The 24710-nt window shown below is 68.7% G+C and carries 23 protein-coding genes and 1 pseudogene; 13 read left to right on the top strand and 11 right to left on the bottom strand.

The features are described from left to right. Window positions 1–532, bottom strand: a 532-nt coding sequence (locus NN2_RS31745; RefSeq protein ID WP_169812474.1) for an SPFH domain-containing protein, incomplete at its 3' end; no start/stop codon positions are given. 184 nt (window positions 533–716) lie between these two features. Here NN2_RS31745 and NN2_RS31740 point away from each other — a divergent pair. Both NN2_RS31740 and NN2_RS31735 read left to right on the top strand, forming a co-directional pair. Then, window positions 717–2267, top strand: coding sequence for an amino acid permease (locus NN2_RS31740; RefSeq protein ID WP_063018512.1), 1551 nt, complete (start codon window positions 717–719; stop codon window positions 2265–2267). Window positions 2268–2394: 127 nt separating this feature from the next. Then, window positions 2395–4824, top strand: a complete 2430-nt coding sequence (locus NN2_RS31735; RefSeq protein WP_082857426.1) for a serine/threonine-protein kinase — start codon at window positions 2395–2397, stop codon at window positions 4822–4824. Window positions 4825–4830: 6 nt separating this feature from the next. Here the strand turns inward: NN2_RS31735 and NN2_RS31730 are convergent, their stop codons facing one another. Further along, complete coding sequence (locus NN2_RS31730; RefSeq protein ID WP_156511523.1) at window positions 4831–5196, bottom strand: DUF1707 SHOCT-like domain-containing protein; 366 nt, start codon at window positions 5194–5196, stop codon at window positions 4831–4833. A gap of 117 nt (window positions 5197–5313) precedes the next feature. On the opposite strand from NN2_RS31730, the gene NN2_RS31725 reads away from it, so the two are divergent. From NN2_RS31725 to NN2_RS31705, 5 genes are all read left to right on the top strand, one after another. Next, entirely contained in the window at window positions 5314–6048 is a 735-nt protein-coding gene (locus NN2_RS31725; RefSeq protein WP_063018508.1) for a MerR family transcriptional regulator, read from the top strand. Window positions 6049–6190: 142 nt separating this feature from the next. Further along, window positions 6191–6700 (top strand): hypothetical protein, encoded by a 510-nt coding sequence (locus tag NN2_RS31720; protein ID WP_063018506.1) that lies wholly within the window; start codon window positions 6191–6193, stop codon window positions 6698–6700. Window positions 6701–6823: 123 nt separating this feature from the next. Further along, the gene (locus tag NN2_RS31715) at window positions 6824–7408 is read left to right on the top strand and encodes a dihydrofolate reductase family protein (protein WP_030515447.1); all 585 of its coding nucleotides are present in this window, start codon (window positions 6824–6826) and stop codon (window positions 7406–7408) included. Window positions 7409–7472: 64 nt separating this feature from the next. After that, window positions 7473–8852, top strand: coding sequence for a LuxR C-terminal-related transcriptional regulator (locus NN2_RS31710; RefSeq protein ID WP_063018504.1), 1380 nt, complete (start codon window positions 7473–7475; stop codon window positions 8850–8852). After that, complete coding sequence (locus NN2_RS31705) at window positions 8849–11344, top strand: ATP-binding protein (protein WP_063018503.1); 2496 nt, start codon at window positions 8849–8851, stop codon at window positions 11342–11344. The genes NN2_RS31710 and NN2_RS31705 overlap by 4 nt, the downstream gene beginning before the upstream one ends. Here NN2_RS31705 and NN2_RS31700 read toward each other — a convergent pair. Together NN2_RS31700 and NN2_RS31695 are read right to left on the bottom strand one after the other, a co-directional pair. Then, window positions 11338–12429, bottom strand: a complete 1092-nt coding sequence (locus NN2_RS31700) for an aminotransferase class V-fold PLP-dependent enzyme (protein ID WP_063018501.1) — start codon at window positions 12427–12429, stop codon at window positions 11338–11340. The two genes, NN2_RS31705 and NN2_RS31700, sit on opposite strands and share 7 nt — an antisense overlap. 87 nt (window positions 12430–12516) lie before the next feature. Next, window positions 12517–13422, bottom strand: a complete 906-nt coding sequence (locus NN2_RS31695; protein WP_245658935.1) for an MBL fold metallo-hydrolase — start codon at window positions 13420–13422, stop codon at window positions 12517–12519. A gap of 157 nt (window positions 13423–13579) precedes the next feature. On the opposite strand from NN2_RS31695, the gene NN2_RS31690 reads away from it, so the two are divergent. Next, window positions 13580–14020, top strand: coding sequence for a MerR family transcriptional regulator (locus NN2_RS31690; protein ID WP_063018497.1), 441 nt, complete (start codon window positions 13580–13582; stop codon window positions 14018–14020). Here NN2_RS31690 and NN2_RS31685 read toward each other — a convergent pair. From NN2_RS31685 to NN2_RS31675, 3 genes are all read right to left on the bottom strand, one after another. After that, a complete protein-coding gene (locus NN2_RS31685; RefSeq protein WP_063018496.1) occupies window positions 14014–15309 on the bottom strand; it encodes a sensor domain-containing diguanylate cyclase in 1296 nt (431 codons plus the stop codon). The two genes, NN2_RS31690 and NN2_RS31685, sit on opposite strands and share 7 nt — an antisense overlap. A 32-nt stretch (window positions 15310–15341) precedes the next feature. Beyond that, window positions 15342–16145, bottom strand: a complete 804-nt coding sequence (locus NN2_RS31680; RefSeq protein ID WP_082857425.1) for an SAM-dependent methyltransferase — start codon at window positions 16143–16145, stop codon at window positions 15342–15344. A gap of 118 nt (window positions 16146–16263) precedes the next feature. Further along, window positions 16264–17049: a maleylpyruvate isomerase N-terminal domain-containing protein gene (locus NN2_RS31675; protein ID WP_063018494.1), complete on the bottom strand. Its 786-nt coding sequence runs from the start codon at window positions 17047–17049 to the stop codon at window positions 16264–16266. A gap of 416 nt (window positions 17050–17465) precedes the next feature. On the opposite strand from NN2_RS31675, the gene NN2_RS39015 reads away from it, so the two are divergent. The 3 genes from NN2_RS39015 (at window position 17466) to NN2_RS31660 (ending at window position 19589) form a co-directional block, all read left to right on the top strand. Further along, window positions 17466–18230, top strand: coding sequence for a DUF6319 family protein (locus tag NN2_RS39015; protein ID WP_063018518.1), 765 nt, complete (start codon window positions 17466–17468; stop codon window positions 18228–18230). Between the two features lie 102 nt (window positions 18231–18332). Beyond that, the gene (locus tag NN2_RS31665; RefSeq protein WP_063018492.1) at window positions 18333–18710 is read left to right on the top strand and encodes a MerR family transcriptional regulator; all 378 of its coding nucleotides are present in this window, start codon (window positions 18333–18335) and stop codon (window positions 18708–18710) included. Between the two features lie 15 nt (window positions 18711–18725). Continuing rightward, window positions 18726–19589 (top strand): TIGR03619 family F420-dependent LLM class oxidoreductase, encoded by an 864-nt coding sequence (locus NN2_RS31660; RefSeq protein ID WP_063018490.1) that lies wholly within the window; start codon window positions 18726–18728, stop codon window positions 19587–19589. A 7-nt stretch (window positions 19590–19596) separates the two neighbouring features. Here NN2_RS31660 and NN2_RS31655 read toward each other — a convergent pair whose 3' ends face one another. Genes NN2_RS31655 through NN2_RS31645 form a run of 3 tightly spaced genes read right to left on the bottom strand, consistent with a single transcriptional unit; the run spans window position 19597 to window position 22282 of the window. Further along, a complete protein-coding gene (locus NN2_RS31655; protein WP_082857423.1) occupies window positions 19597–21138 on the bottom strand; it encodes a GGDEF domain-containing protein in 1542 nt (513 codons plus the stop codon). After that, complete coding sequence (locus tag NN2_RS31650) at window positions 21138–21737, bottom strand: hypothetical protein (protein ID WP_063018488.1); 600 nt, start codon at window positions 21735–21737, stop codon at window positions 21138–21140. Before NN2_RS31650 ends, NN2_RS31655 begins: the two co-directional genes overlap by 1 nt. Continuing rightward, a complete protein-coding gene (locus tag NN2_RS31645; RefSeq protein WP_104363743.1) occupies window positions 21734–22282 on the bottom strand; it encodes a pyruvoyl-dependent arginine decarboxylase in 549 nt (182 codons plus the stop codon). Before NN2_RS31645 ends, NN2_RS31650 begins: the two co-directional genes overlap by 4 nt. A gap of 200 nt (window positions 22283–22482) precedes the next feature. On the opposite strand from NN2_RS31645, the gene NN2_RS31640 reads away from it, so the two are divergent. Next, window positions 22483–24204, top strand: a complete 1722-nt coding sequence (locus NN2_RS31640) for a sodium:solute symporter family protein (RefSeq protein ID WP_228794972.1) — start codon at window positions 22483–22485, stop codon at window positions 24202–24204. A gap of 12 nt (window positions 24205–24216) precedes the next feature. After that, complete coding sequence (locus tag NN2_RS31635; protein WP_063018484.1) at window positions 24217–24480, top strand: hypothetical protein; 264 nt, start codon at window positions 24217–24219, stop codon at window positions 24478–24480. A 10-nt stretch (window positions 24481–24490) separates the two neighbouring features. On the opposite strand, the pseudogene NN2_RS37945 reads toward NN2_RS31635, so the two are convergent. Then, window positions 24491–24710 (bottom strand): annotated as a pseudogene (locus tag NN2_RS37945) (L-2-hydroxyglutarate oxidase); the annotation flags it as partial.

Raw genomic sequence — 24710 nt, 5'->3', positions numbered from 1 at the left:
CGAGCACCTGCCAGTCGCCCTCCGAGATGCCGTGCGACACGGTCATCTTCATCGACTTGAGCAGCAAATCCGCGCACCAGGCCTGAACTCCGGCAGGATCGGTGAGATCGGTGGTGCCGACGAGGGAGGTGATCAGTTGCGCGGGATCGCGGACGGACAGGGCGAATTCGCCGAAGACCCGCAGCGTCACGATCTGCTCGCTGGCCGGGTCGACGATGTCGTCGAGCCGGCCGCCGAATTTGACGCCCGCGAATTCGCGCGTGGAAACGAAGTACAGCTCCGCGCGGTAGAAGTTGTTGCCGGTGACGGTGTCGACGAGCGCACCGAGTACCGGCAGCTCGTCGGCGTCGACGCGATGGCGCCCCGGCCCCATCGTCGCGACGACCCGGCCGGACTTGACGAACAGTGCGATCTGATCGGCGTTGACGATCGTCCGGCTGTAGCGCCGGATGTTCAGATCGGGCCACTTGTAGACCAGCTGATCTTTGCGACCGTCCGGGACGGCGATGAATTCCCGCTCGAACCAGGCCATATCCTCGCCCTTCCTCGGCCGTTGTCGTTATCCAGCGTACCGATACCTATCGGTATGATCTACCGCCGACCTCGGCGGATGGCATTTCCGTTGTGTTACAACCCATCCCACGTATTGAACGTGCCGTTGAATGACGGTACATTGCCCATAGATATGATCGCCGTCACGTGAAAGGTCCTCCCCCATGACAACTGTTCGACCTCCCTCGGAGGCGACGGCGCCCGCGGACGCGCTGCATGCCGAGGATGCGGGCTATCACAAATCGCTGCGCCCCCGGCAGCTGCAGATGATCGCCATCGGCGGTGCCATCGGCACCGGCCTGTTCCTCGGCGCAGCCGGCCGCCTGCACGACGCGGGCCCGGGCCTGTTCCTCGTCTACGCCGTCTGTGGAATCTTCGTATTCTTCATCCTGCGAGCGCTCGGCGAGCTGGTGCTGCATCGCCCCTCCTCGGGATCGTTCGTCTCCTACGCTCGCGAGTTCTACGGGGAGAAGCTGGCTTTCGGCGTCGGCTGGATGTACTTCTTCCACTGGTGTATGACCGGGATCGTAGACATCACCGCGATCGCGACCTATGTCCACTATTGGGGAGGGACCCGCAGCATTCCGCAGTGGCTCATCGCGCTGATCGCACTGGCGATCGTGGTGAGCATCAACCTGATCTCGGTGCGCTGGTTCGGCGAGCTCGAGTTCTGGGCGGCGCTGATCAAGGTGGTCGCGCTGGTCGCCTTCCTGATCGTGGGTGTGGTCATCCTCGGCGGCCGCTTCGATCTGGACGGCCAGACCACCGGCCTGAGCCTGCTCTCCGCGCACGGCGGTCTGTTCCCGACCGGATTCCTGCCGCTGGTCACCGTCACCACCGGTGTCGTCTTCGCCTATGCGGCGGTCGAGCTGATCGGCACCGCCGCGGGTGAGGCCGAGAATCCGGAGAAGATCATGCCGCGCGCGATCAATTCGGTGATCGCACGGATCGCGCTGTTCTACGTCGGTTCGCTGGTCCTGCTCGGACTGCTGTTGCCCTACAGCGACTTCCACGCCGGCGAGAGCCCGTTCGTCACCTTCTTCTCCAAACTCGGGGTGAACGGCGCCGGGTCCATCATGAATCTCGTCGTGCTGACCGCCGCGTTCTCCAGCCTGAACGCCGGGCTCTACTCCACGGGCCGGATCCTGCGCTCGATGGCGATGAACGGCAGCGCGCCCAAGGTGGCCTCGCGTATGTCGAGTTCCGGTGTGCCCTACGTCGGCATCCTCGCTACCGGGTGCATCGCGCTGATCGGTGTCGGACTCAACGCGATGGTGCCGGACAAGGCGTTCGAGATCGTGCTGAACATGTCGGCGCTGGGCACGATCTTCGCGTGGACGGCGATCATCCTGTGTCAGTTGCAGTTGTGGCGCTGGTCGCGCATCGGCAAGGTCGAGCGGCCGTCGTTCCGGCTGATCGGCGCTCCGTACACCAGCATCGCGACCCTGGTGTTCCTGGCGGCCGTGGTGGTCCTGATGGCCGCCAGCGACGACGACGTGCAGCGCTTCGCCGTGCTGGCCATGGTGTGCGTCATGCTGCCCGCGCTGGTCGCGGGCTGGTTCCTGGCCCGCCGCAAGGTCTTGGCCATGGCCACCGAGCGTCTCGGCTACACCGGTCAGTTCCCGGTGCTGGCGGAGCGTCCGCTACAGAACGAGGCGGCCGAGTCGGCAGCCGAATCCGGGGAGCCGGGATCAGCGCCCGACGCCCAGAAGTAGTCGCTCCCTCCGCCCCGGTACCACCGGGGCGGAGCTGTTCCCGGCCTTGGGAAGCTCGCGAACGCGGGACCGCGAACGGGGAACGAGAATGAGGCCCCGGTTCATCAGCGGCCTCGGGAGGTTTCTCATGCCGGAGCGACCCGATACGCCACTTCCGCATCCGTGGGCGAATCGCCGCATCCGCCGCAGCGAGGTGCGCGGACCCGATGCGCATCCGTGGGCGACGCGACGCAACGGTGGGACAGAACTCTCGCAGCGACTGCGCGTCGCGGTGGACTCTCCGGATGAACCGTCCGTGCGGCAGGCCGGCGGCATCGCTGTCGAGAAGAACGGTGCCGCAACGAGTTTCGAGCCGGACCCGTTCTCGGGGCCGGTGACCGCGGATGTCGAGGTCGACACGCTCGGCACCGACACCGGCTCCGGTCGCAGCGCGCGCTCCCGACCGAGTCCGCGCCGGCTGGGCGCCGGCCTGGTGGAGATGCCGCGGGTGGTCTCGGTGGATCCGCGTGCCGCGGTGCTGGACGACCCGGAAGTGCCCGAGGAGAAGCGGTTCTGCTGGAAATGCAACTCCCCGGTCGGGCGCGCGGGCGACGCGGGCCCCGGGCAGGTCGCGGGGGACTGCGGAAAATGCCGGTCCCCGTTCAACTTCCGGCCGATTCTGCAACCGGGTGAGGTGGTCGCCGGACAGTACGAGGTGCAGGGTTGCCTGGCGCACGGCGGTCTGGGCTGGATCTACCTGGCCGTCGACCGCAACGTCAGCGATCGCTGGGTGGTGCTGAAGGGCCTGCAGAATCCGCAGGATTTCGAGGCGCACGTGGTCGCGCTCGCGGAGCGGCAGTTCCTGTCGGAGGTCGCCTATCCCGGCATCGTGAAGATCTACAACTTCGTCAAGCACCGCGGCCCGGGCCGCGATGTCGCCGACGGCTACATCGTGATGGAGTACGTCGGCGGGCAGTCGCTCAAGCGTGTGCTCGATCAGCGTGCGCCGCAGCGTATTCCGGTGGCGGAGGCCATCGCGTACGTGATGGAGGTTCTGCCGGCGCTGGACTACCTGCATTCGTTCGGATTGTCCTACAACGACCTCAAACCCGACAACATCATGGTCAGCGAGGACGAGGTCAAACTCATCGACCTCGGTGCGGTGGCGGCCATGGAGTCGTTCGGAAGTATCTACGGCACACCGGGTTTCCAGGCGCCCGAGATCACCGAGACCGGGCCCACCGTCGCCTCCGACATCTACACCGTGGGCCGCACCCTGGCGGCACTGGTGATGCAGTTGCCGCGCGACGAGCGCGGCCATCAGCTGCCGGAAATGCCGGAGCCGCAGGCACATCCGCTGCTGGTCCGCTATCCGTCGCTGTATCGGCTGCTGTGCCGGGCCACCGATCCCGAACCGGCCCGCCGATTCCCCTCCACCTATTCGATGTACTGCCAGCTCACCGGCGTGCTCCGGATGGTGCTGGCCACCGACACCGACCGGGAACATCCGCAGGCTTCGGTCGAATTCGGTTCCATGCGTGGTGATTTCGGCATCGAGACGCTGATCGGCCAGACCGACGGTATCGTCGACGGCCGCCACCGGATGCCGACCCTCGACGCGCGCGCGGTGGTGGCCGCCCTGCCGGTTCCGCTGATGGACAGCACCGATCCCAGTGCCGAGCTGATGTCCACGCTGCTGCACGGGGATCCGCGCCACGCGCTGGATACGTTGCGGCGCATACGCGATCGGATCGCCTCCGGGGTGCTGGCCGACACCGGTTCCTTCGAACTCGAGGGCGCTCTCACCGCGGTGCGCGCCCATCTCGATCTGGGCGAGGTGGAACCGGCGCGGGCCCTGTTGCGGGAACTGATGCTCGACTACGACACCGACTGGCGGCTGACCTGGTACCGCGGTATCGCCGATCTGCTCGACGGCGCCTTCGAGCGCGCCTACACGCAGTTCGACACCGTGCACGCCATGCTGCCCGGGGAGATCGCCCCCGCGCTCGCGCTGGCGGCCACCGCCGAACTGGTCCTGCAACATCTCGACCTGCCGGCCGATCCGGATCGCTGGCACCGGGCCGCGGTCGACTTCTATCGGACCGTTTGGCGCACCAACCACGGGGTGGTCAGCGCGGCGTTCGGACTGGCGCGGCGACTGGCCGCGGACGGCGAACTGCTCGACGCCGTCGCGGTACTCGACCGGGTCCCGATGTCCTCACGGCACTACGCGCTTGCCCACATGACCGGCGGACTGCTGCTGGTGTCGCGACCGGTGGCGGAGGTGACCGAGGAGGACCTCGCCGCGGCCGCGCAGCGCCTGGAGGCGCTGCCGGAGGAACCGCGGGCCCTGCAGTTGCAGGTCGTCGTGGTGGGCGCGGCGCTGGAATGGGTGCGTGCGGGCGGGCAGCCGCGCCGGGCCGAGGCGACCCTGCTGGGCTTCGCGCTCACCGAATCCGGGCTGCAGCTGGGGCTCGAGACCTCGCTGCGCGCCCTCGCCCGCACGGCACCGGGCCGGTTGCATCGCTACCGGCTCGTCGATCTGGCCAATCAGGTACGTCCGCGCACCCGGTGGTGAACCGGCTCAGGCGACTCCGCGCACCCGCCAGAGCACGACGGCCACCGGCGCCGCGGCGATCAGCAACAGCCACAGCCAGTTTCCGGCCGCCCATGCCGCCGCCCCCGCGAAGACCGTGATGGCACCGGCCAGGACGGCCAGGGAGGGCAGCGGATTGGCCGGTGCGGCCGCGGCCGGGGGATCGGGGGTGACGGCGGGCAGATCGGTGAACAGCGCCGCCAGCTCGACGCGGGTATCGGCCCGGGTGGCCAGCGCGGTGCGTTCGTCGAATTCGGGCAGGGTCAATCTGCCGGCGCCCAGTTGCTGTGACAATTCCTGCAGTGCGCGCTCTCGCTCGGCGGCGCTGGGGCGCGCGTCCGCCATATCGTCCATGCACAGCAGGATAGGTCCGCCACCCCCGCGGATCGCAATCGAACCGCCAAGGATGGGAACCGGCATGCCGCCGCACACTTTCGATCCACGTATGTTTCAGTGTGGTTTCCTTGATGTATGACGACCCGGACCGAGTACACCATCGACGAGCTCGCGCGTGAGGCGGGGACCACCGTGCGCAGCCTGCGGGTGTACCACGAGCGCGGCGTGCTGCCGCCGCCGCAGGTCAAGGGTCGCACCGGCTTCTACAGCGCCGCGCACCTCAACCGGGTGCGGACCATCAGCCGATTGCTGGACCGCGGCATCAAACTCAACGGCATCAAGGAACTGCTCAACGCCTGGGATCGCGGTGACGATCTCGGCGACATTCTGGGCGTCGCGGAGCCCGATGCGTCGTCGGGCGCCGAATCGCCGGCCGATGTGACGATCGCCGCGACCGACCTGGCGCAGCGGTTGCGCGAGGTGCCCAACGGACTGGCCCGGGTCGTCGCCCTCGGCCTCTACGAGCCGGTCGACGCCGGCACCTACCGCGCCGCCGATCCGGTGCTGTTGCAGGCCGCCGACCGGCTGGCCGCCGCGGGTGTGCCGGAGCCGGAGATCATCGCCGAATTCGAGCGGCTGGCGATCGAATGCGACCGGATCGCGCGCCGCTTCACGGACCTGTTCCAGCGCACGGTGTGGACCGGCTTCCAGGATTCGGCGGGCACGCCGGCCGATGTGGCCGGGCTGGCCGCGGGCTCCGAGGCGATCCGGACCGTCCCGGCCCAGGCCGGCGCCGAACTGATCGGCCGGTTCGTGGCCCGGTATCTCGATCAGGACAGTGCGCTGAACGAGGCGCTCGCCGACTCCTGAGCGTTCACCGCGAAATTTCCTCACTCCCATCCCTGGGGACATTTCGCGATATAACGTGCCGTTGTCTAACGGTACATTAACGGTGTGGCCGATACTTCCGTCCATCAGCGTCGGAAGTGCACGATTGAACGGAGACACACCGATGACCGCAGCCACCTTTGCCCGCACCACCCGATCCCTGCTGCTGGCCGCGACCGTCGCGGGTGCCGCGGTCGTGGGCCTGTCTGCCGGTCCGGCCGCGGCACAGGCGCCCGGACCGTACTGTCTGTGGGCCGGCGCCGCCTTCGCCCCGGGGACGCAGGTGCATGCCGGCGGCTGGGCATTCAGTTGCCGCAGTGAACTTTTCGGCGCCGCCCGATGGAGTGCGGACGGTCCGTCCCACCGCGCCGACACCGTGGCCAATCCGGGCGCGCTCGGAAACCCGGCCGGTCGCTTCAGTCCCGGCGCACGCCAGCCGGGCACGTCCTACAACGATTACTGCGTGGGCGATCAGCTGATCGCGGGGACCGAGGATGTGTACGAGGCGGTTCCGGCCTCGGGCGGTCTGTACTGGCGAGCAGCCGGGCCGATCTCCCAGTGGCGTTTCCAGGGCGAGGGCCCGGCGCCGACCTGGCGTTCGTCGAGCCTGTGCCGCGACGGCGAACTGCTCTGATCCGGCACCTATAGGTAACGGGCGCAACCTACTTAAGTAGGTGCGCCCGAACATTACCGATGCGCGCCGCCCCCACCGGGGGGAACAATCACACGTCGGCAAGTTACGGCAGATGGGTGAGCGATGGCAGGCGTGACACTGTGGATGCAGATGTCGCTCGACGGATACGCGGAGGGGCCCGACCAGGAAATTCACTGGCCGGTGGTGGACGAAGAGCTGTGTGAGTCCTTCCTGGACGAACTACGGGCGGCCGAGGTGTTCGTCTACGGCCGTAAGACATTCGAGATCATGGCCGCGTTCTGGCCCTATGCCGATGCCGATCCGGCCATCTCGCCGTTCTACGTCGAATTCGCGCGCTGCTGGAAACGCACACCGAAACTGGTGTTCTCCCATACGCTGCGCGATCCGGGCTGGAACACCCGGGTGATCGGTGCGGATCCGATCGGCGAGATCAGCGCGCTGCGGGCGGCCTCGACCGGACCCGTCGTGGTCTTCGGCGGTGCGCAAACCGCCTCGTACTTTCTCGAACACGATCTCGTCGACGAATACCGGCTGTTCGTGCACCCGCTGCTCCTCGGCGGTGGGGTGCCGCTGTTCCCCAAACCGCTGGATACGGCGGGACTGCAGCTGGTGGACATCATGACCTTCGACAGCGCGGTCGTGCAGATGCACTATCAACAGGCCGCGCCGGTCGCGCGAACGGGGTAGTCGCAGATCGCGGTATCGAATCCGGACACGCGACGGGGGCACGGTGGGCTAACTTGTTCCTACTATGTTCCAGCGATCGCGCATCGGTGTACTGCCCGCCACCAGCAGTGAGTTCGTGGGCAGGCTCGCGCAGCGAGAGCGGATAACCGCGCTGATCGCCCGTGGCGCACGGCTGATCACCCTGACCGGCCCCGGCGGTATCGGCAAGACCAGGCTGGCCATCGAAACGCTGCGCCGCGACGTAGACCTGCCCACGCGCTGGCTGGCGCTGGCGGAACTGGACGCCGAGACCGCGATCGCCGAACTGCGCGAGTTCGCGCCCCGGCCCGGCGGCGCCCCGCACGTATTGGTCCTGGACAGCTGCGATCGGCTGGTGACCGCCCTCGCGACCGAGCTCGCGGACCTGCTCGAAGCCGACCCGGCGCTGATCGTCGTGGCCACCAGTCGCGAGCCGATCGGCTGGATCGACGAACAACTCGTCCCGGTGCCCTCGCTGGATCCCGCACAGGCGTTGCGGCTGCTGCGCATTCGCATGGAGCTCACCGGCCGCACGGCCGGCGACGGCGACGAGGACGACGATATTCTCCGGCGGATCTGTGCGCATATGAGCCACAATCCGTTCGGCCTGCGGCTGGCCGCGATCAGATTGCGGCACCATCCGCCCGCCATCGTGTTGCACGAGGTGAGCGGCGATGCCTACGACCGTCGCCTGCAATGGTCCGACAGTGCCCGGGTCGGGGTGGAAGCACGCCACCGCGATATCGGCGCCAACATCGCATGGTCCACCAGTCGCTGCACCCCAGCCGAATCCATTCTGCTGCAACGGTTGTCGGTCTTTCCGGGTGGCTCCGCGGGCGGCGGAGCCGATCGGGAGGCGATCGAGGCGATCTGTGCCGACGAGGCGTTGCCCGCGGTGTCGATCGAATCGACACTGGACCGGCTGGTGGAACGGTCGCTGGTGATCGTGCGGCTGACCGGGACCTCGGCACGGTGGTATCTCACCGAATGTGTCCGCCTCGTCGCGCGCGCCGAACTGCACCGGCGTGATCCGGTCGAGGCCAATCGGCTCGCGGCCCGGCATCTGCAGCTGCGCCGGCTGGAGGTGCGCCGCGCCGAGGGCTCGGCGCTGCCCCAGCAGCCGTGTGTCGTCACGGCACAACCGCCGGTCGGCGCGGTGGCGGCGGCGCGGCCGGAGTCGGATCGCTGGGAGAGCCTGTCGCGGGCGGAACGTGAGGTGGCGGTGCTGGCGGCCGCGGGCTGGCCCAACAGCGCCATCGCCGTGCGCCGCCGCAGTTCGGTGCGCACGGTCGATGCCCAGGTGGCGATGGTCCGGCAGAAGTTGCAGATCACCTCGCGCGCGGAGATCGCCCGGCATCTGCCCGCCGAGGCCCGGGAGCGGATGCGCAGCGAGGCTTTGGCCCGGCGCGAGACGGCCCGGTCGTGACCACACCGTGGATATCCCAATTCGTCGGCCGGACAGCGGAACTGCGCAGCATCGCCGAACTGCTCGAACCCGGTGGGCCCCGGCTGATCACGCTGCTCGGACCGGGTGGGATCGGTAAGACGACGCTGGCTACCGAGGCGTTGCGCAGGTCCCAGCGGCCCGGTCGCGATCACGTGCTGTGGGTGCGGTTGGCGCGGCTGGAGACCGGCGCCGACGCCGAGGCGGTCGCCGAGGAGATCGTGCGCACCGTCGCACCGACCGCGACCACCGGCAGCAGCGCGGAAGACTGCCTGCTCGAGGCCTTCGCCGCGCTCGGCGCCGCTCGCACCGTCCTGGTCCTGGACAACTGTGAACACGTGCTGCATCCGGTGGCGCGGCTGATCGTCGAGCTACTGAGCGTGAATCCGGACGTCACCGTCGTGGCCACCAGCCGGGAACCGATCGGCTGGACCGACGAGCGGCTGGTGCCGGTGCCGCCACTCACCAAAAACCATGCGCTGGAACTGTTCCGGCGGCGTGCCGAACTGACCGGCCGGCCCATCGCCGCGGATCCCGCGACCCTGGAACTGGCCGCCCGGATCTGCCGGCAGGTGGACAACAATCCGCTGTTCATCCGGCTGGCCGCGGCCCGGCTGCGCTACCGGCCGCTCGCCGAGGTGTTGCGCGATCTCACCGGCACCGACTCCGAGGCGTGGATGCACTGGTCGTCGGGTGTGCGGGCCGGCGCCGACGAGCGTCATCGCAACGTCGGTGACGTGATCGCCTGGTCCTACGGGCTGTGCACCGACGCCGAACGCCTGCTGCTGGACCGGATGTCGGTCTTCGCGGCCGGATTCGACCCCGGTGACGAGGAAACCCGCAGCGGCGGTATCGAATACAGCGCGGTGGCGCAGGTCTGCGCCGACGAGGCGTTGCCCGAGCCGATCATCGCCGCCACGCTGGAGCGACTGGTCGAACGGTCGCTGGTGTCGACCCGCATGACGGCCACCTCGGTGCGCTATTTCCTGCCCGAGAGCGTGCGCGCGTTCGCCCGCCTCCGGCTGCAGGAGCGACCGGACGGTTCGGCCTCACCGTCCGGCATGCCTGCCCGCCATCGTCGCTACTTCCGTGACAAAGTCGTTGCCGGACAGGCGATGTGGTACGGGCCCGACGAGATGGAGTGGATCGACTGGGTCCGCGGGGCATGGAACGACGTGCTGCTCGCGGTGGAGACCAGCCTCGGCGATCCGGCCGAGGCCGTGATCGGACTCGAGATCGCCACCGTGGTCATGGCATTGCGGGTGCCGTTCCTCACCGGCACCAACCGCGCGGTCGCCGGGCTCACCGAACGCGCCCTCGCGGTGGTCGGCGACGATCCGGCCTTGTCGTCGCTGCGGATCACCGCCAAGGCCCTGATCGGCTGGATCGCGGTGTGGCAGGGCCGATTCGACTACACCTCCCGCCTTCTCGGCGAATGTGCCGCCGAATGTCTCACCGATCCGGTGCTGCGCCGGGAGTGGCGAGAGCACACCGCCGACGACATCGGCCTGCCGGCCCAGGTCGAATTCACCTGGGGACTGGAATTGTTCCTGATTCGCCTGGACCTGCGCTCGATCGAGGTGTTGTCGCGCGCCCGCCGGAAGTTCGCGGCCGTCGGCGATCGCGGCGGCACCCAGCGCAGTGATCTGTTCACCGTGCTCGCGGCCGCCAGCCTGGCGACCCCGGAGGTGGCCGGGCGGGTGGTGCGCCGCCACCTGCACGACGCGGCGAAAACGGATGCGCCGTGGGCGGTTTCCTGGGCCGAGTTCGCGGAACTGGTCGCCACCATCCGCCACGGCGACCCCGCGGACGCCGTGCGCCGGGGCCGGGCGGCCGTGGCCGCGCATCTCGATCGCGGAGATACCTGGACCGCGGGCTGGATCATCCATTTCTGCACCGTCGCGCTGGCCACGATCCTGTCGCGGCGTATCGAATCCGGCGCGCGCCCGGACGAGCTCGCGGCGGCCGCGCGGGAGATCGCCTACCTGCAGGGCGGCACGGCCGCGCTGCATCGCTCGATGGGGATCGCCTCGGACCGGGTGCCGCTGGTGGTGGAGGGATCGTCGGCGGCGCGCGCGGCCGCGACCGCGGTGCTCGGGGCCGAGCGTTACGCCGCCGCGGTGCGTCGCGGTGGGCGGATGCGGCCGCAGGACAACGAGTTGCAGCGGTATTTCCTCGGGCGGCTGGAGATAGTCGAGGACGCCGATGCCGGCCCGGACGACGCACGATGGCAGGAACTTTCACCCGCCGAACGCGATATCGCGATTCTGGTGGCCGCCGGTTGGACCAACAGTGCGGTCGCGGTGCGCCGCGGGACGTCGGTCCGCACGGTCGACGCCCAGGTGGCGACCATTCGCCGCAAACTCGCGGCCGCGGACCGCTCGGCGATCATCCACCGCATTCCCGGCGAACTGCGCGATCGCGTGCGTGCCGAATCGCGACAGCCACCGGGACGTCCGCGCCGCACCTACTGACCCGACGTCGTTCGACTCCGGCTGTCGCTCAAGGCTTTCAAGGCACGGTCGACATCGTCGGAATCGTTGTGGACGTGGAACGACACCCGCAGCGCACCCGCTCGGGCCGTGGTCACCACCGCGGCATCGGCCAGGGCGTCGGCGGCGGCCGCGGCGCCCGGAATCGACACGATCGGCGCGCGTCCGGGCACGGGCGCGAAGCCCAGGTCGTCCAGTCCGGCGCGGAAGCGGTCGGCCAGCGCCAGATCGTGGGCCTGAATCGCCGGAATCGTCAACTCCTCCAGCAGTTCCGCTCCGGCCAGCGCGCCTACCACACCCAGCCAATCGGGCGTGGCGTCGAAGCGCCGCGCCGTATCGGCAAGTCGTTGCGGCGCATACATTTCCGCCCAGCGGTCGGCGGCCGCGTACCAGCCCGGCGCATGCGGGCGCACCCGGTCGGCGATCTCCGGCCGGATCGCCAGCAGCCCGACACTGCGAGCGCCGAGCAGCCATTTGAAGCTCGCGCACACCCAGATGTCGGCATCGGCGAATCGCAGCGGCAACCAGCCCGCCGCCTGCGAGACGTCGAACAGCAGCAGCGCGTCGTGCGCCGCGGTGGCCTCGCGCAACCGCGCCGGATCGACCGTCCGGCCGTCGGCGGACTGGACGAGACTGCAGGCCACCAGCGCGGTATCCGGTCGAACCTCCTCGGCCAATCGCTCCAGTTCCACCGTGCGTACCCGCAGATCTCCGCGGTAGCGGAACGGATTGGGTACGGAGGCGAAATCGCCTGCGGCGACCAGCACTTCGGAGCCGGGCGCGAGTGCGGCCGCGGCCGGGCCGATGAGCGCGGCGGCCGAATTGCCGATCGCCACATCGGCTGCCGTCGCGCCGTCGAGGATGCGGGCATAGGCCGCGCGCAGCCGATCCACCCGATCGTCGTAGCGCGAGGGTGCGCGATGCCCGCTCGCCCACCCGTCGAGAACCTCACTCACCGCCGTGAACGCGCGGGCCGGCGGAATGCCGTACGAGGCGGTGTCGAGATAGGTGGTGTCGACCGCGAATTCGTGGCCGGCCAGAGCGGGAACATACGCCGAGGAGGTCATGAGGCCATGGTCGCGAGCGAGTGGCCCGCCGGTCCATAGCCACCCGAGGCTCGCTGGACCGGTCGAAGGTGCCGAATCGCCGCGACCTCAGCCGTCGTTCGCCACGCCCACGTTCGCGTCCTCGGCGCGCAACCGCTGGGCGGCCGCGTGGTCGTGGGTCGGCACCACCGTCACCGTCGTGCGCGCCAGATGCAGCCGGTGCAGTGTGCGGAAGGTCAGTTCGCGATCGTCATCGGCGAAACCGCCCGGGTAGCTTGCCTTCTGGCGGATCTTGTCGATCTGCAGGTGGTGCCAGGCGGCATCCCCGGCGAGCAGGACCCAGCCCCGCCGGGTGTGGGCGAGGACGCCGATACTGCCGGGGGTGTGCCCGGACAGATCCACCAGCACCACGGTCCCGTCGCCGAACAGATCGTGGCTCGCGGTGAACGTCAGCACCGGCGGTCCGTCGAGGTCGTATTCGACCACGGGCCGCTCCCGCAGCGCATCGCGGACGCCGCCGACCGGCGCGACCGGACCCGTCATGATCCACCGCTGCTCGACGCGGTGCATGTGGACCGGCAGTTCCGGCAGATCCAGCAGACCGCAGACATGATCCCAATGCGCGTGCGTGGGCAGCGCGAAATCCAGCGGTCGCGGATCGTGTTCACGCAGCGAGTCGACGGTCGCCACGGTTGCGGCCGGGGGCCGCACCGCGACCCGCAGGACCGCCGGGAGCTGCGCGATCGCGCGACGTTCGGCATCCAGGCAGACGCCGGGGTCGACCACGAACCGGGCCTGCGGATGCTCGACGACGAAGGCGGTCAGCGCGTTGTCGATACGGCGCGGGGTGAACGTTCCCTCGACGACCGCCGCCGTCGGCACCGACCGTGGTGCCTGCGGCAGCGCGCGCACCGAGACGACGCCTCGGGGCTCGGGCAGCCCGGCATCGGGGATCGAGGCCAGGAAGCGCCGATCGAGCCGGCGGGGCAGCATCAGCCCGCGCACGGAACCCACTGCGGCAGTGCAGCATTCGAGCACACTCGGTGTCTTCACCGGATCCGGCATGTCATTCGTCCGTTCTGTGGGTGGGCCGCGAACGACGGGATCGTCGCCACGTGTTGTGGCACGATAAAACTTAAGGTCGACATGAAGTAAAGGGGTGAGGCCGGCGATGGACGAGGGACTGAAGATCGGCGACGCCGCCGTGGCGATCGGCGTCGAGGCGCATGTGCTGCGCCATTGGGAATCGGTCGGGCTGCTGCATCCGGCCCGCAGTCCCTCCGGGCATCGCGCCTACGACGAACAGACTCTCGACCGGGCACGGCTGATCCGCACCCTGCAGCGCACCGGGTTGTCGCTGCGCCGGATCCGGGAACTCGGCATCTCCGGGCGCGACGAACGGCTGGCCCTGATTGCCGCCGAGCGGGCACAGTTGCGCCGCCGCATCGACCTGTTCGAGGCCACCGATCGCTTCCTCGCCCACATCCTCGATTGCCGCCATCCCATCCTCGCCGAATGTCCCGACTGCTCCGGTTTCCTCGCCCGATACGGCGACGAGCGCGACCGGCACGAATTCGCGGATCGAGGCCCCTCGCCGCTGCCGGCTCACTGATGCAGGCGTGACCGGCTGCCGGGCCGTTGCCGCGCACTCTTGTTGCGGTACATCGCGGTGTCGACGGCATGCATGAGATCGTCGACCGCCTCGGGCTGCCGGGTGACCAGTGCGGTGCCGATCGAGGCGCCCACCGTGATCGCCCCACCGGCCACCACGACCGGTTCGCCGAGTGCCGCCAGCAGCCGGGACGACATGTCGACCAGTTGCGTCTCGCCCGCGCACCGCTCGATCAGCACGATGAACTCGTCGCCCCCGATCCGAGCGGCCAGCCCATCGGGCTCGGCCGCCGCCCCCAGTCGCTCGGCGACCGTACGCAACACGCGATCACCGATGGTGTGCCCGTAATCGTCGTTGATCTCCTTGAATCCGTCCAGGTCGAGATAGCACAGTCCGATCGGCGGCTCGGCCTGCGCCAGCCGGTCGAAGAACAGCAGCCGATTGGCGAGCCCGGTCAGATCGTCGTGATGGGCTTCGTGCCAGAGCCGGTCGGCCAGCGCCTTGCGCTCGGTGATGTCGACGGCCACCCCGATCAGGAATCGCACCCTGCCGCGCGCGTCCCGCACCACCGACATGGACAGGTCGATATCGGAATGGTGACCGTCGGGCCGGGTGAGCGACGTCTCCATCCGGAAGCGGTCCAGACCGCCGCGCAACAGCTGCTGGAACTGGGTGTAGGCCTCACCGACGTTGCCCTCGCCCAGCACCGCCGCCACCGACCGGCCGAGGATCAGGTCGATCGGCACACCGAGCATCTCGGCGAAAGCGGCGTTCACATCGCGGACCCTGCCGGTCTCGGCGTCGATGGTGCCGATGCCCACCGAGGCGCCGGCGAAGATGGCGCCGAACCGGGCCTCCGACAGTTGCCGCCGCGCCTGTTCCTCACGGACCGCGGCCAGTGCGGCGCTCAGCGTCGTCTCCTGTTCGGCGAGAGCGGCACCGCGCAGGGCCGCGGTGAATCCGGCGGCGAACTCCCCGGCCACGGTGACGGCGCGGTCGCGGACGGTCTCGTAATCGGGGTCACCGGGGTCCGGGCAGATCTCGGCGACCATATCGCGGCAGATCACCGCCACCGATCGGCTCACCGCGGCATCGTCGCGATAATTCGCGGCGACCAGCGACGAGGCGGCCAGCCGGGCGGCCTCGACGCCGACGGTGCCGCGCAGCGTGCCCAGCAGTTCCTCGCACAGGCCGGTGAGCAGGGTCTCGATCTCGGTTCGCGTCAGCGTCGGCGCGACCACTCCGTCGAGTGCGTCGGCCCACCGCGCCGCCAACTCCTGCGAACCCACCCTGCAAACCCCTGCCTATCCCGTAGACCCCGTCACACCTTGTGCCCCACGCCGCCCAAACCGAGCGAGCGTCCCGGCGTCTCGTGCAGGTCACGCTCGGATTCCGGGCGCCACAGAGGTAATTCGACGACGCCCGGCTCGACCTGTTCCCAGCCGGTGAACATGTCGACGATGGCCGCGCGGTCGCGGAAACGGATTCCGACGCCGCTGGTCGATTCCTCGTGAATCCGCGCGGCCGCCTCCGGCCGGTGTGCCGAGGACAGATGGGAGATCGCGATATAGCTGCCCGGGGCCACGGCCGCCCGCAACGCGGCGACCTGCTCGCGCGGACGTTCCTCGTCCTGCAGCAGATGCAGCACGGCGACCAGCAGCAGACCGACGGGACGATCGAAGTCGATCAGGCCGGTCTCACGGGCGCGCGCGAGCAGTTCCTCCGGCTTGCGCAGATCCGCCTCGATGGCGCCCGCGTGGTCGTTGCCCTCCAGGATGGTGGCCGCATGGGTGACCGCGACGGGGTCGATGTCGGCGTAGAGCACCCGGATCGAGGGATCGATGTCGTGCGCGACCTCGTGCACATTCCCAGCGGTGGGAATTCCTGATCCGACATCGAGGAACTGCCGGATTCCGGAGTCGATCATGAATCGGACCGCCCGGCGCAGAAAAGCGCGGTTGCTCAATGCCAGCCGCGGCAGATCCGGCACCAGCTTGCGCCCCTCCGCCGCAGCGTGCCGGTCCACTTCGAAATTGTGGGAACCGCCCAGCAGCGCGTCGTACATCCGGGCCGGGCTGGGCCGCTGCATATCCACGCCCTCGGGCGCCCACGCTGGCCTGTCCACTCGAATCCCCTCTTGCCGATCGAGAATCGGCCCGCCGGACCGCGGGGTCCGGGGCCGATCTTGTCGAAGCCCAACTGTACGCCCACGCGGGTCCGGTCCGCGGACATGCGTCGGCCGCTCAGACCAGATTGATCGAGTCGAGTACGCGCGCGCCGAGCTCGGCATCGCCGGTGATCGCGACCGCGCCCGCCCGCCACGGCAACCGCCGGGTACCCCACTGCGGAAACTCCAGCGCCAGCGCGGCGATATGGGCGGCGGCGCCGGCGGCCTGACCGGGCCGCACCCGCAGCCGCCCGCCCCGCGGCTCGATCCGCCAGGTACCGCCGCCGGGGCCGGTGAAAGTCAGCGCCACCGGGGCGTCGAGCCAGCTCAGCGCCTCGCGATGGGAACGCTCCAGCAGTACGGTGAGCCAGGTCAGGATGGCGTTCATGCGCAGCGCGTCGGTGGGTGGCGGGGGAAGGTCGAGCGCGGGCGCGATGTCGTGGCGCAGATGCGTGTGCCAGTCGAAGAGCAGCATCGCCGGAATCAGGTCCAGCCGGTACCAGCCCAGCTCACCGATCGGGAGCTGTATGCGCCGTATCCCCGCCGCGGTGAACAGCGACAGCGCCCGCACGCCGCGCCGCGACCAGGTGTCGAATTCCGGCAATACGTGACGCGTTGTGTGCGAACGTTTTTCGTCCACCAGCTGTTCGTTGAGGCGCTCCAGATCGCGAGTGGCCACGATGGCGGCGGCACTCGGGGTGAGCAGCGCGCGCACTCCGGTCGTCATGTGGATGACGACCTCGGCCACCGACCATCCGGCGGCCGCGCTGGGCGCGGCCCACTGCTCCTCGGTCAACTCCCCGCAGAATTCGAGCACCGCGCGGCGCTCGTCACCGAGGCCGGGCAGATATCGCGAACTCATCGGCAGACCTCGACGACCACCGAACTCCTCATGAACAGCGCACGCTACCGGTTCGTGGTCGCCGGGAGCCAGAGCGTGCGCCGATTTCGGCCCCGGACCGGCGCCTCGGCACACTGCGGCAACGTCGCCGCACCCGCCGGGACGTCCGTCTGTGCCGGTGCGCCGGCGAAGGGGCCGGCCGAACGGTTCGCCGAAACATTGCAGTGGTCTCGTACGCGGGCGAACCGACGGACACCGACGATTCCGGATGCCGCGGTGTGCACGCGGCCGAGTTCGCCGCGCGCGGATCGGCCGATTCGCTGAGCTGTTGCCGATATGTCTGCCGTAACCCGGGTGTCGCGCACGATGTGGACTTGTCGGTGCCATGGGGCATGCTCTTGGCACGCAGATGTCTACGAGCCCGCCCGGAGTACACCATGTCGTCCCCACGAACCAAACCGCAACCGTTGTCCGACACCGAGATTCGACAGATAGCGGCCGAGCTCGCCGACGGCCGGCCACCCATGGTGTGGTTCACTCCTGCGGCAGTGGGAGTATCCGAGGGGCGTTCGGGCAAGGTGATCGCACTTGGTGATCCAGCCGACGGCGATTTCCTGCAGGTCCGGCCGACCGGATCGAAGGATGTCATGTCGTTCTCGCCGACCGAGGTGACATTGGCCAAGCCCGCCCGCAAGGACAAGCGCACCACCACATCCGAGACCACCGGCGCTACGCCGGCAACGAGGAAGGACACCGCAGTGAGCATGTCGTCGTCCGTGACCGCGCCGTCCGCGCCGACCACACCGGCAGCCGTGCCCGCCGCGGCGTCGAAAACGCCTGCGCCGCAACCTGCTTCGGATCAGAAGCCGGCGGCCAAACCCGCCGCCACGCCGGCAGCCCGTCCCCAGAAGTCGGCCGCGGCCGCCCGCAAATCCAAGGCCCCCGAGGTGACGGTCACCCTGTCCGGCACCGCCGACGGGGAATGGGCCGTGGATGTGGTGCACGGTAAGAAGCGCACGATCAAGGGCCTGGCGGTGGCGGGTGCCTCGGTGGCGCAGGCCGCGAAGCTGCTGCATCCGGAGGTCGCCGAGGTGGTCGACTCCGTCCTGGACGCCGTTCGCGACTCTCAGCGCGCCAAGGTCGAACAACTCCAGGCCGAACTCGAACAGGCCCGGCGCCTGCTCGACGAACTGTCCGGCTAACCGGGCCGCACGCCACAGCTCCCTCCGAATTCGCGGCCGCGGCCTTGCGTTGACACCGATGACAACGTTTAGCGTGGCGGCTGCAGTGGCGAGAGGGAATTCATGCTGATCGGAGAACTGGCCGAGCGGGTGGGAACGAGCGCCCGGATGCTGCGGTACTACGAGCAGCAGGGTCTGGTCCGGTCCCGGCGGTCGGCGAACGGCTACCGCGTCTACGACGAGCACGAGGTGGATGTCGTACGCAAGATTCGCGATCTGCTGGAGCTGGGATTCGATCTGGCCGACACGCAGCCGTTCGTCACCTGTCTGCGCGCAGGCAACGAGTCGGGTGACGAATGTCCGGAATCTGTCGAGTCACTGCGTCGCAAATTGGCCGAGATCGACGACGCGATCGCTCGACTCGGCGCCGCACGCCGGCATCTGACGGATCGGATCGACGCTGTCACCGGACCGCCGCCGAAGTGTGCGTTCACCTGCTAACTCGGAGGTTTCCGGATGCGTTTCGCGGTCAGCTACAGCACGGCATTCAACGGCACCGATCCCGATCGGCTCGTCGCCTTCGCCCGGCATGCCGAGGACTGTGGATTCGAAGGGCTCTACGTCCAGGATCACATCGCGCTGTATCCGGGGGCGGACTACGGCGCGGGCGAATTGCCGCCCACCCTGCCGTATTTCGATCCGCTCGACTGCCTGAGCTTCGTCGCGGCCGCCACCCGGCGGATTCTGCTCGGCACCGGCGTGCTGTTGCTTCCCTACCGCCATCCGGTCGTGCTGGCCAAGCGGCTGGCGACGATCGACGTGTTGTCGCGCGGCCGGATGCGGCTGCTCACCGTCGGCCTCGGCAGTCTGCCGGGGGAGGCGCGGGCGCTCGGGGTCGACTACCGCACCCGCGGCCGCCGCGCCGACGAGGCGATCGACGTGCTGCGGCTGCTGTGGTCGGGCGGTCCGGAGGGTGTCGGGCACCGTGGTGAGTTCTTCTCCTTCGACGATCTGTGCAGTTACCCCAAACCCCATGGCGTGAGCGAACTTCCCATCCATGTCGGAGGTTCCAGCGCGGCGGCCGCGCGTCGTGCCGGGCGGCGCGGCAACGGCTATTTCGCCGGCGGCATGCTGACCGAGGCCGAACGCGACCGGCAATTCGCGCTGGCGCGCGGGGCCGCTGCCGAGGCGGGCCGCGACCCCGCGGCTCTCGAGTACACGCGATGGGGATCGGCCGATATCTCCGCCGACCGTGCCGGACAACTCGCCGAAACCGGTGTGCATCGCCTCGTCGTCGGATTCGCCGGAGCCGAGCCGGCGCAGCACCACGATCAGATGTCGGAATTCGCCGAACGTTTCGCGATCGCACCCGCGGTGTGACGCCGGCTCACACCGCCGGTTCGTGCCGGCGCACTCGCCGCCGGCTCTCGGCCTGGGGGAGATGGCGCAGGTCGTCGTGGAAGGCGCAGCCGAGCGAATAGTCCTTGGCGTGGTACATGGCCGAATCCGCTTCGCGCAGTAGGTCGTAGATGGTGGCATCGGTGCTGCGCGGGCCGCTGCAGGCGATGCCGATGCTCGCGCCGATGGTCACCTCGGTGACCGACAGTTCGAAGGGTTTGCCGAAGGCGGCCAGCAGTTTCTCGGCCAGTACGGCCGCCTCGGCGCGGTTGGCGCCGGCCAGCACCACGAATTCGTCGCCGCCGTAGCGGGCCGCGACATCGTCGCGGTGGATGACGCGGCGGATGCGGGCGGCGGCGTTCGCGATGAGTTCGTCGCCGACCGCGTGGCCGTAGCTGTCGTTGATGGTCTTGAAGCCGTCCAGATCGAGAAACAGCAGGCAGATCGGGCGCCCGGCCCACAGTTCGCGATTGCGCGCCGGGGCGCGCAGCAACGCCGACCGATTGAGCAGGCCGGTGAGCATATCGTGGTCGGCCTGGTACTGGGCCCGGCGCTCGCTGCGCGCGCTGCGCACGATCGCGCGCTCGCTGCGCACCAGCACACCCACCAACAGCGTGGCGAGCAGTGTGGAGACCACCACCCGGTCCACCGTGCCGACCGGCGCGCCGACGGTCGGCACCAGCGAGGCGACCACCAGCGTCACCGCGATCACGCTGGCGCGCTGCCGGGACCGGTGCGGATGCACCCGGCGGGCGCCGCCGAGGGTGACCATGGTCGGATGCAGCGCCGCCAGCCCGACCATCGCATAGGCGACGAGCAGCGGCGTCAACAGCATGCGCGCGTCGAGATGTACCGAGCCGGCGGACTGCAGGTTGTAGCCGAGGTCGGCCACCAGGATCGCCAGCAGGCCGACGTGCACCAGCCGCAACGAGGTCTCCGAGCGCGACGACGTGACCACGGAGTGGGTGACCAGCGTCAGCAGCAAGGCATCGATCACCGGATAGATCGGCATGATCAGCGCCGAGGCGTCCCACTGCCGGGTGTTGTGCAGCACCGGGGAGATGAGAAAGGTCCACGAGGCGAGCAGGGCGCCGAGCGCGATCAGACCGGAATCCAGCACCAGATCGCGCTGACAGCTCGAGCGCCGCGGCCACAACCAGAGGAAGGCAGCGACTCCGACGCCGCCGTAGCCGGCCAGCGTCGCCAGATCGTCGTACGGCGGGAAGCCGCTGGCGGTGAAATCGCGCAGCAGTGTTCCGGCGGCGAACAAGACGCCGGAGAGGGCGAGCAGATACCAGGCCGCCGGCGCGGGCGGCCGATGCCGGCGCACTCCCGTCCCGATCATGGTCAGCGTCGCGACGACGACACCCAGCATCGCCGTCAGTGACAGCGCCGGGGATTCGGCGATCGCCAGGACCGCCACGATCGAGACGACGACCGTCGATAGCGCTGTGCGCCAAAGCTTTTCCGGCGGCCAGGTGCGCAGCGGCCGGATGCGGGTGGTGTGGTGGTGCTGTGTGCCGGATGTCATCAGCCCCCCTGGTCCGCGTCGTCGTTCAGGAACCGAGCCGCGTAGTAGGTTTGTGAATCCTCGACCGCGACTTCCACGTTCGCCTGTTCACCGACCGCACTGCGCAGTGCGTCGGCAAACGAGAATTGAGAATTGTTGTACGAGCAGATGTCCCAGCCGACGACCCCACCATCTGCCGCCAGGATCTGGACAACTGTACTGATCATGGCATGAAAAGCCACCCCGTGTCGCGCAGTTGGGGTAACAAGGGTGAAACCTGCATAGTAAATCGCATCGCGCTCGGCGTGTTGCGGAAACCGTGTCGCAAAATACTCCGGACTGATCCACGGCACGGTGTCCAGATGCCGCGTCAGGGTGGTGAGTCCGATCGGTTCGCCGGCCGGTGTGCGGGCCACGATCTTGTCGACCCGGGTGTCGGTCATCTCCGCGCGGAACTCGTTGCGATGCAGCACCTGCCGGGCGATCGCGCGCGCTCGCAGCGGTCCGAAAGCCTGCTCGTAGAGGTCGTGGAAGAGGTCGATCTCGGCGTCCGCGATCGCCGTCTCGATGGTGATCTCGACGCCCGGCCACGACGCCCCGGTTCCGAGGGCATCGCTCACGGACGATCCCAGCCGCTGGCTCGGTAGGCGGCCAGCACGAGCGCACACGTGTCGCGCCCGTCGGCGCGCACCGCGACGGTGGCAGTGTGGATCGGGCCGAAGCGCCCTGGCCGTGCGGTGGTCATATCGGCGAGGCTGGCGTTGATGAGATCCTCGACCTGCCCGGTAGTTTCGGCGGCGTGTTCCACGAACAGGCCCGCGCCGGAGCCGTCCGCACACAGGGTCCAGCCGATCCCGGCGGCCGCGGTGGCGCCGGGCGATCGCGCGTGCCCGAGGGCGTAGACGCAGTAGAGACGATCGCCCCAGCCGATCCGCTGGCGTACCCGCGCCGTCCGCCGCACCTGCGCCCGGGGCGGGATCACCGAGGATAATCGGATCAGATTCGCCTCTCCCACACCGAGTTCGCACAGGGCCGCGTCGAAGGCGGCCACCTCGGTAGCGCCCGTTCCCGTCGCCGTGCCGATCTCGATGGTCAGCGTCGCAGGTCCCTCGCGATCGCGATCGCGGCGGCCGAGTGGGTCGAGCGAAGTATGAGTTGTGAGCATCGTGTTCGATCCTTCCCGGGCTCACCAGTGTTGCATTTTGCAGGGCGATGTTTCTCTAAATTCTTCCTTCGAAGAGTGGCAGATCGACCCGACGCGCGCCGCGCGGGCGGCGGACTGGCCCCGGAGATGCACTGGGGCGCGCTACGATCCGGGCACATCGTGACCCGGTCGACCGCTGGTCTTTCCGACAGGAGATCCGTATGCAGCCGCTAGCTCAGCCACCGCACCGGTTCGATTCTGCGGCGGCGGTGCTGGGGTCGGATCAGCTCCGGCTCGATGCCGCGCCCGTCGATTACGCCTTGGTCGCCGTGTATTTCGTCTTCGTACTCGGAATCGGACTGATGGCCCGCGCACGGGTCTCCTCGAGTATCGATTTCTTCCTGTCGGGTCGTTCGCTGCCGGCGTGGGTCACCGGCCTGGCCTTCATCTCCGCGAATCTCGGTGCGGTCGAGATCATGGGCATGTCGGCCAACGGCGCCGAATACGGCATGCCGACCATGCATTACTTCTGGATCGGCGCGGTGCCGGCCATGCTGTTCCTCGGCGTGGTGATGATGCCGTTCTACTACGGCTCCAAGGTGCGCAGCGTCCCGGAATTCATGCGGCGCCGCTTCGGCACCGGTGCGCATCTGGTGAACGCGCTCAGTTTCGCGGTAGCCCAGGTGCTGATCGCCGGGGTGAACCTCTATCTGCTGGGTTCGATCGTCAACGTGCTGCTGGGCTGGCCGCTCTGGGTATCGGTGATCGTGGCGGCGCTGATCGTGTTGTCCTACATCACCCTCGGCGGTCTGTCGGCGGCGATCTACAACGAGGTGCTGCAGTTCTTCGTCATCGTCGCGGCGCTGCTGCCGCTCACCCTGGTCGGCCTGCATCGCATCGGCGGTGTGAGCGGATTGAAGGACCAGGTGACCGCCCGGCCCGACGGCTCCGAACAGTGGCATTCCTGGCCGGGCCACGAGCTCAGCGGTTTCTCGAACAACTTCCTGTCGGTGACGGGGATCGTGCTCGGACTCGGCTTCGTGCTGTCCTTCGGTTACTGGACAACCAATTTCGTCGAGGTGCAGCGCGCGCTGGCGACGCATTCGATCTCGGCCGCGCGGCGCACCCCGATCATCGGCGCCTATCCGAAGATGTTCATCCCGTTCATCGTCGTCATCCCCGGTATGGTCGCCGCGCTGCTGATCCCGCAGATCGCCGAGTTGAAGAACACCGGCCACGGTGACGCGACCTACAACCAGTCGCTGCTCTATCTGATGAAAGAGGTCCTGCCGAACGGACTTCTGGGCGTCGGCCTGGCGGGACTGCTGGCGGCGTTCATGGCCGGGATGGCGGCCAACATCTCCGCGTTCAACACCGTCTTCAGCTACGACCTGTGGCAGCAGTACGTGATCAAGGACAAGCCCGACGGTTACTACCTCACCGTCGGCCGCCTCGCCACCGTCGGCGCCACGGCCATCGCGATCGGCACCGCGTTCATCGCGGGCAGCTTCTCGAACATGATGGACTATCTGCAGACGCTGTTCTCGTTCTTCAACGCGCCGCTGTTCGCGACCTTCATCCTCGGCATGTTCTGGAAGCGGATGACCCCGACCGCCGGCTGGGTGGGTCTGGTGTTCGGAACGCTCAGCGCGGTGGTGGTTTTCATCCTGAACAAGGCCGAGGTGTTCCATCTGTCGGGGCAGGGCTCGAGTTTCGTCGCCGCCGGCGTGGCCTTCGTGGTCGATATGGTGCTCAGTATCGCGGTGAGTATGTGGACCGCGCCCAAACCCGACGCCGAACTGGTCGGACTGGTGTATTCGGAGACGCCGAAGGCCCAGCTCAGCGATCCCGATGCCGCGACGCTGCCGTGGTATCAGCGACCGGTGCTGCTCGCCGGGATCGCGCTGGTCATCGTGATCGCGCTGAACATCTTCGTGGGATGAGGAAGTGACGCCATGCTTTTCGATATCCGCACCATCGTCGGCTCCCTGCTCGGGTGCTACGGCCTGATCCTCGTCGTCACCGCACTCGTGCACGACACCGCGGCCGATCGGGTGCGCACCGGCGGTTGGAACATCAACCTCTGGGCCGGGATCGGGATGCTCGTCGCGGCGGCGGCGTTCCTGCTGTGGGTGGTGCTACGCCCGGTCCGTCAGCTCACCGAAGCCGAACCGGAGCCGGCCGACACCGAGCCGCCCGCCGGCCCGTCGGAGCCCTAGCGGCCCAACGCTATTCGCCCTCGCGCTCGCGTACGTCGGCCACCTGCTCGGCGATGGCCATACTCGAGGTGGCCGCGGGGGAGGGCGCGTTGCGGACCGCGGTGATCGGGCCGAGGCGGTGGATGCGGAAATCGTCGACGAGGTCCCCGCCGGCGTCGACGGCCTGCGCTCGCACGCCCGACCCGGCCCGGAACACATCGTGCACGCCGATATCCGGGACATACCGTTGC

The organism is Nocardia nova NBRC 15556, assembly GCF_001613005.1.
GTDB classification, from domain to species: Bacteria; Actinomycetota; Actinomycetes; order Mycobacteriales; family Mycobacteriaceae; genus Nocardia; species Nocardia nova.
This window is presented reverse-complemented; position numbering and strand designations above follow the sequence as displayed.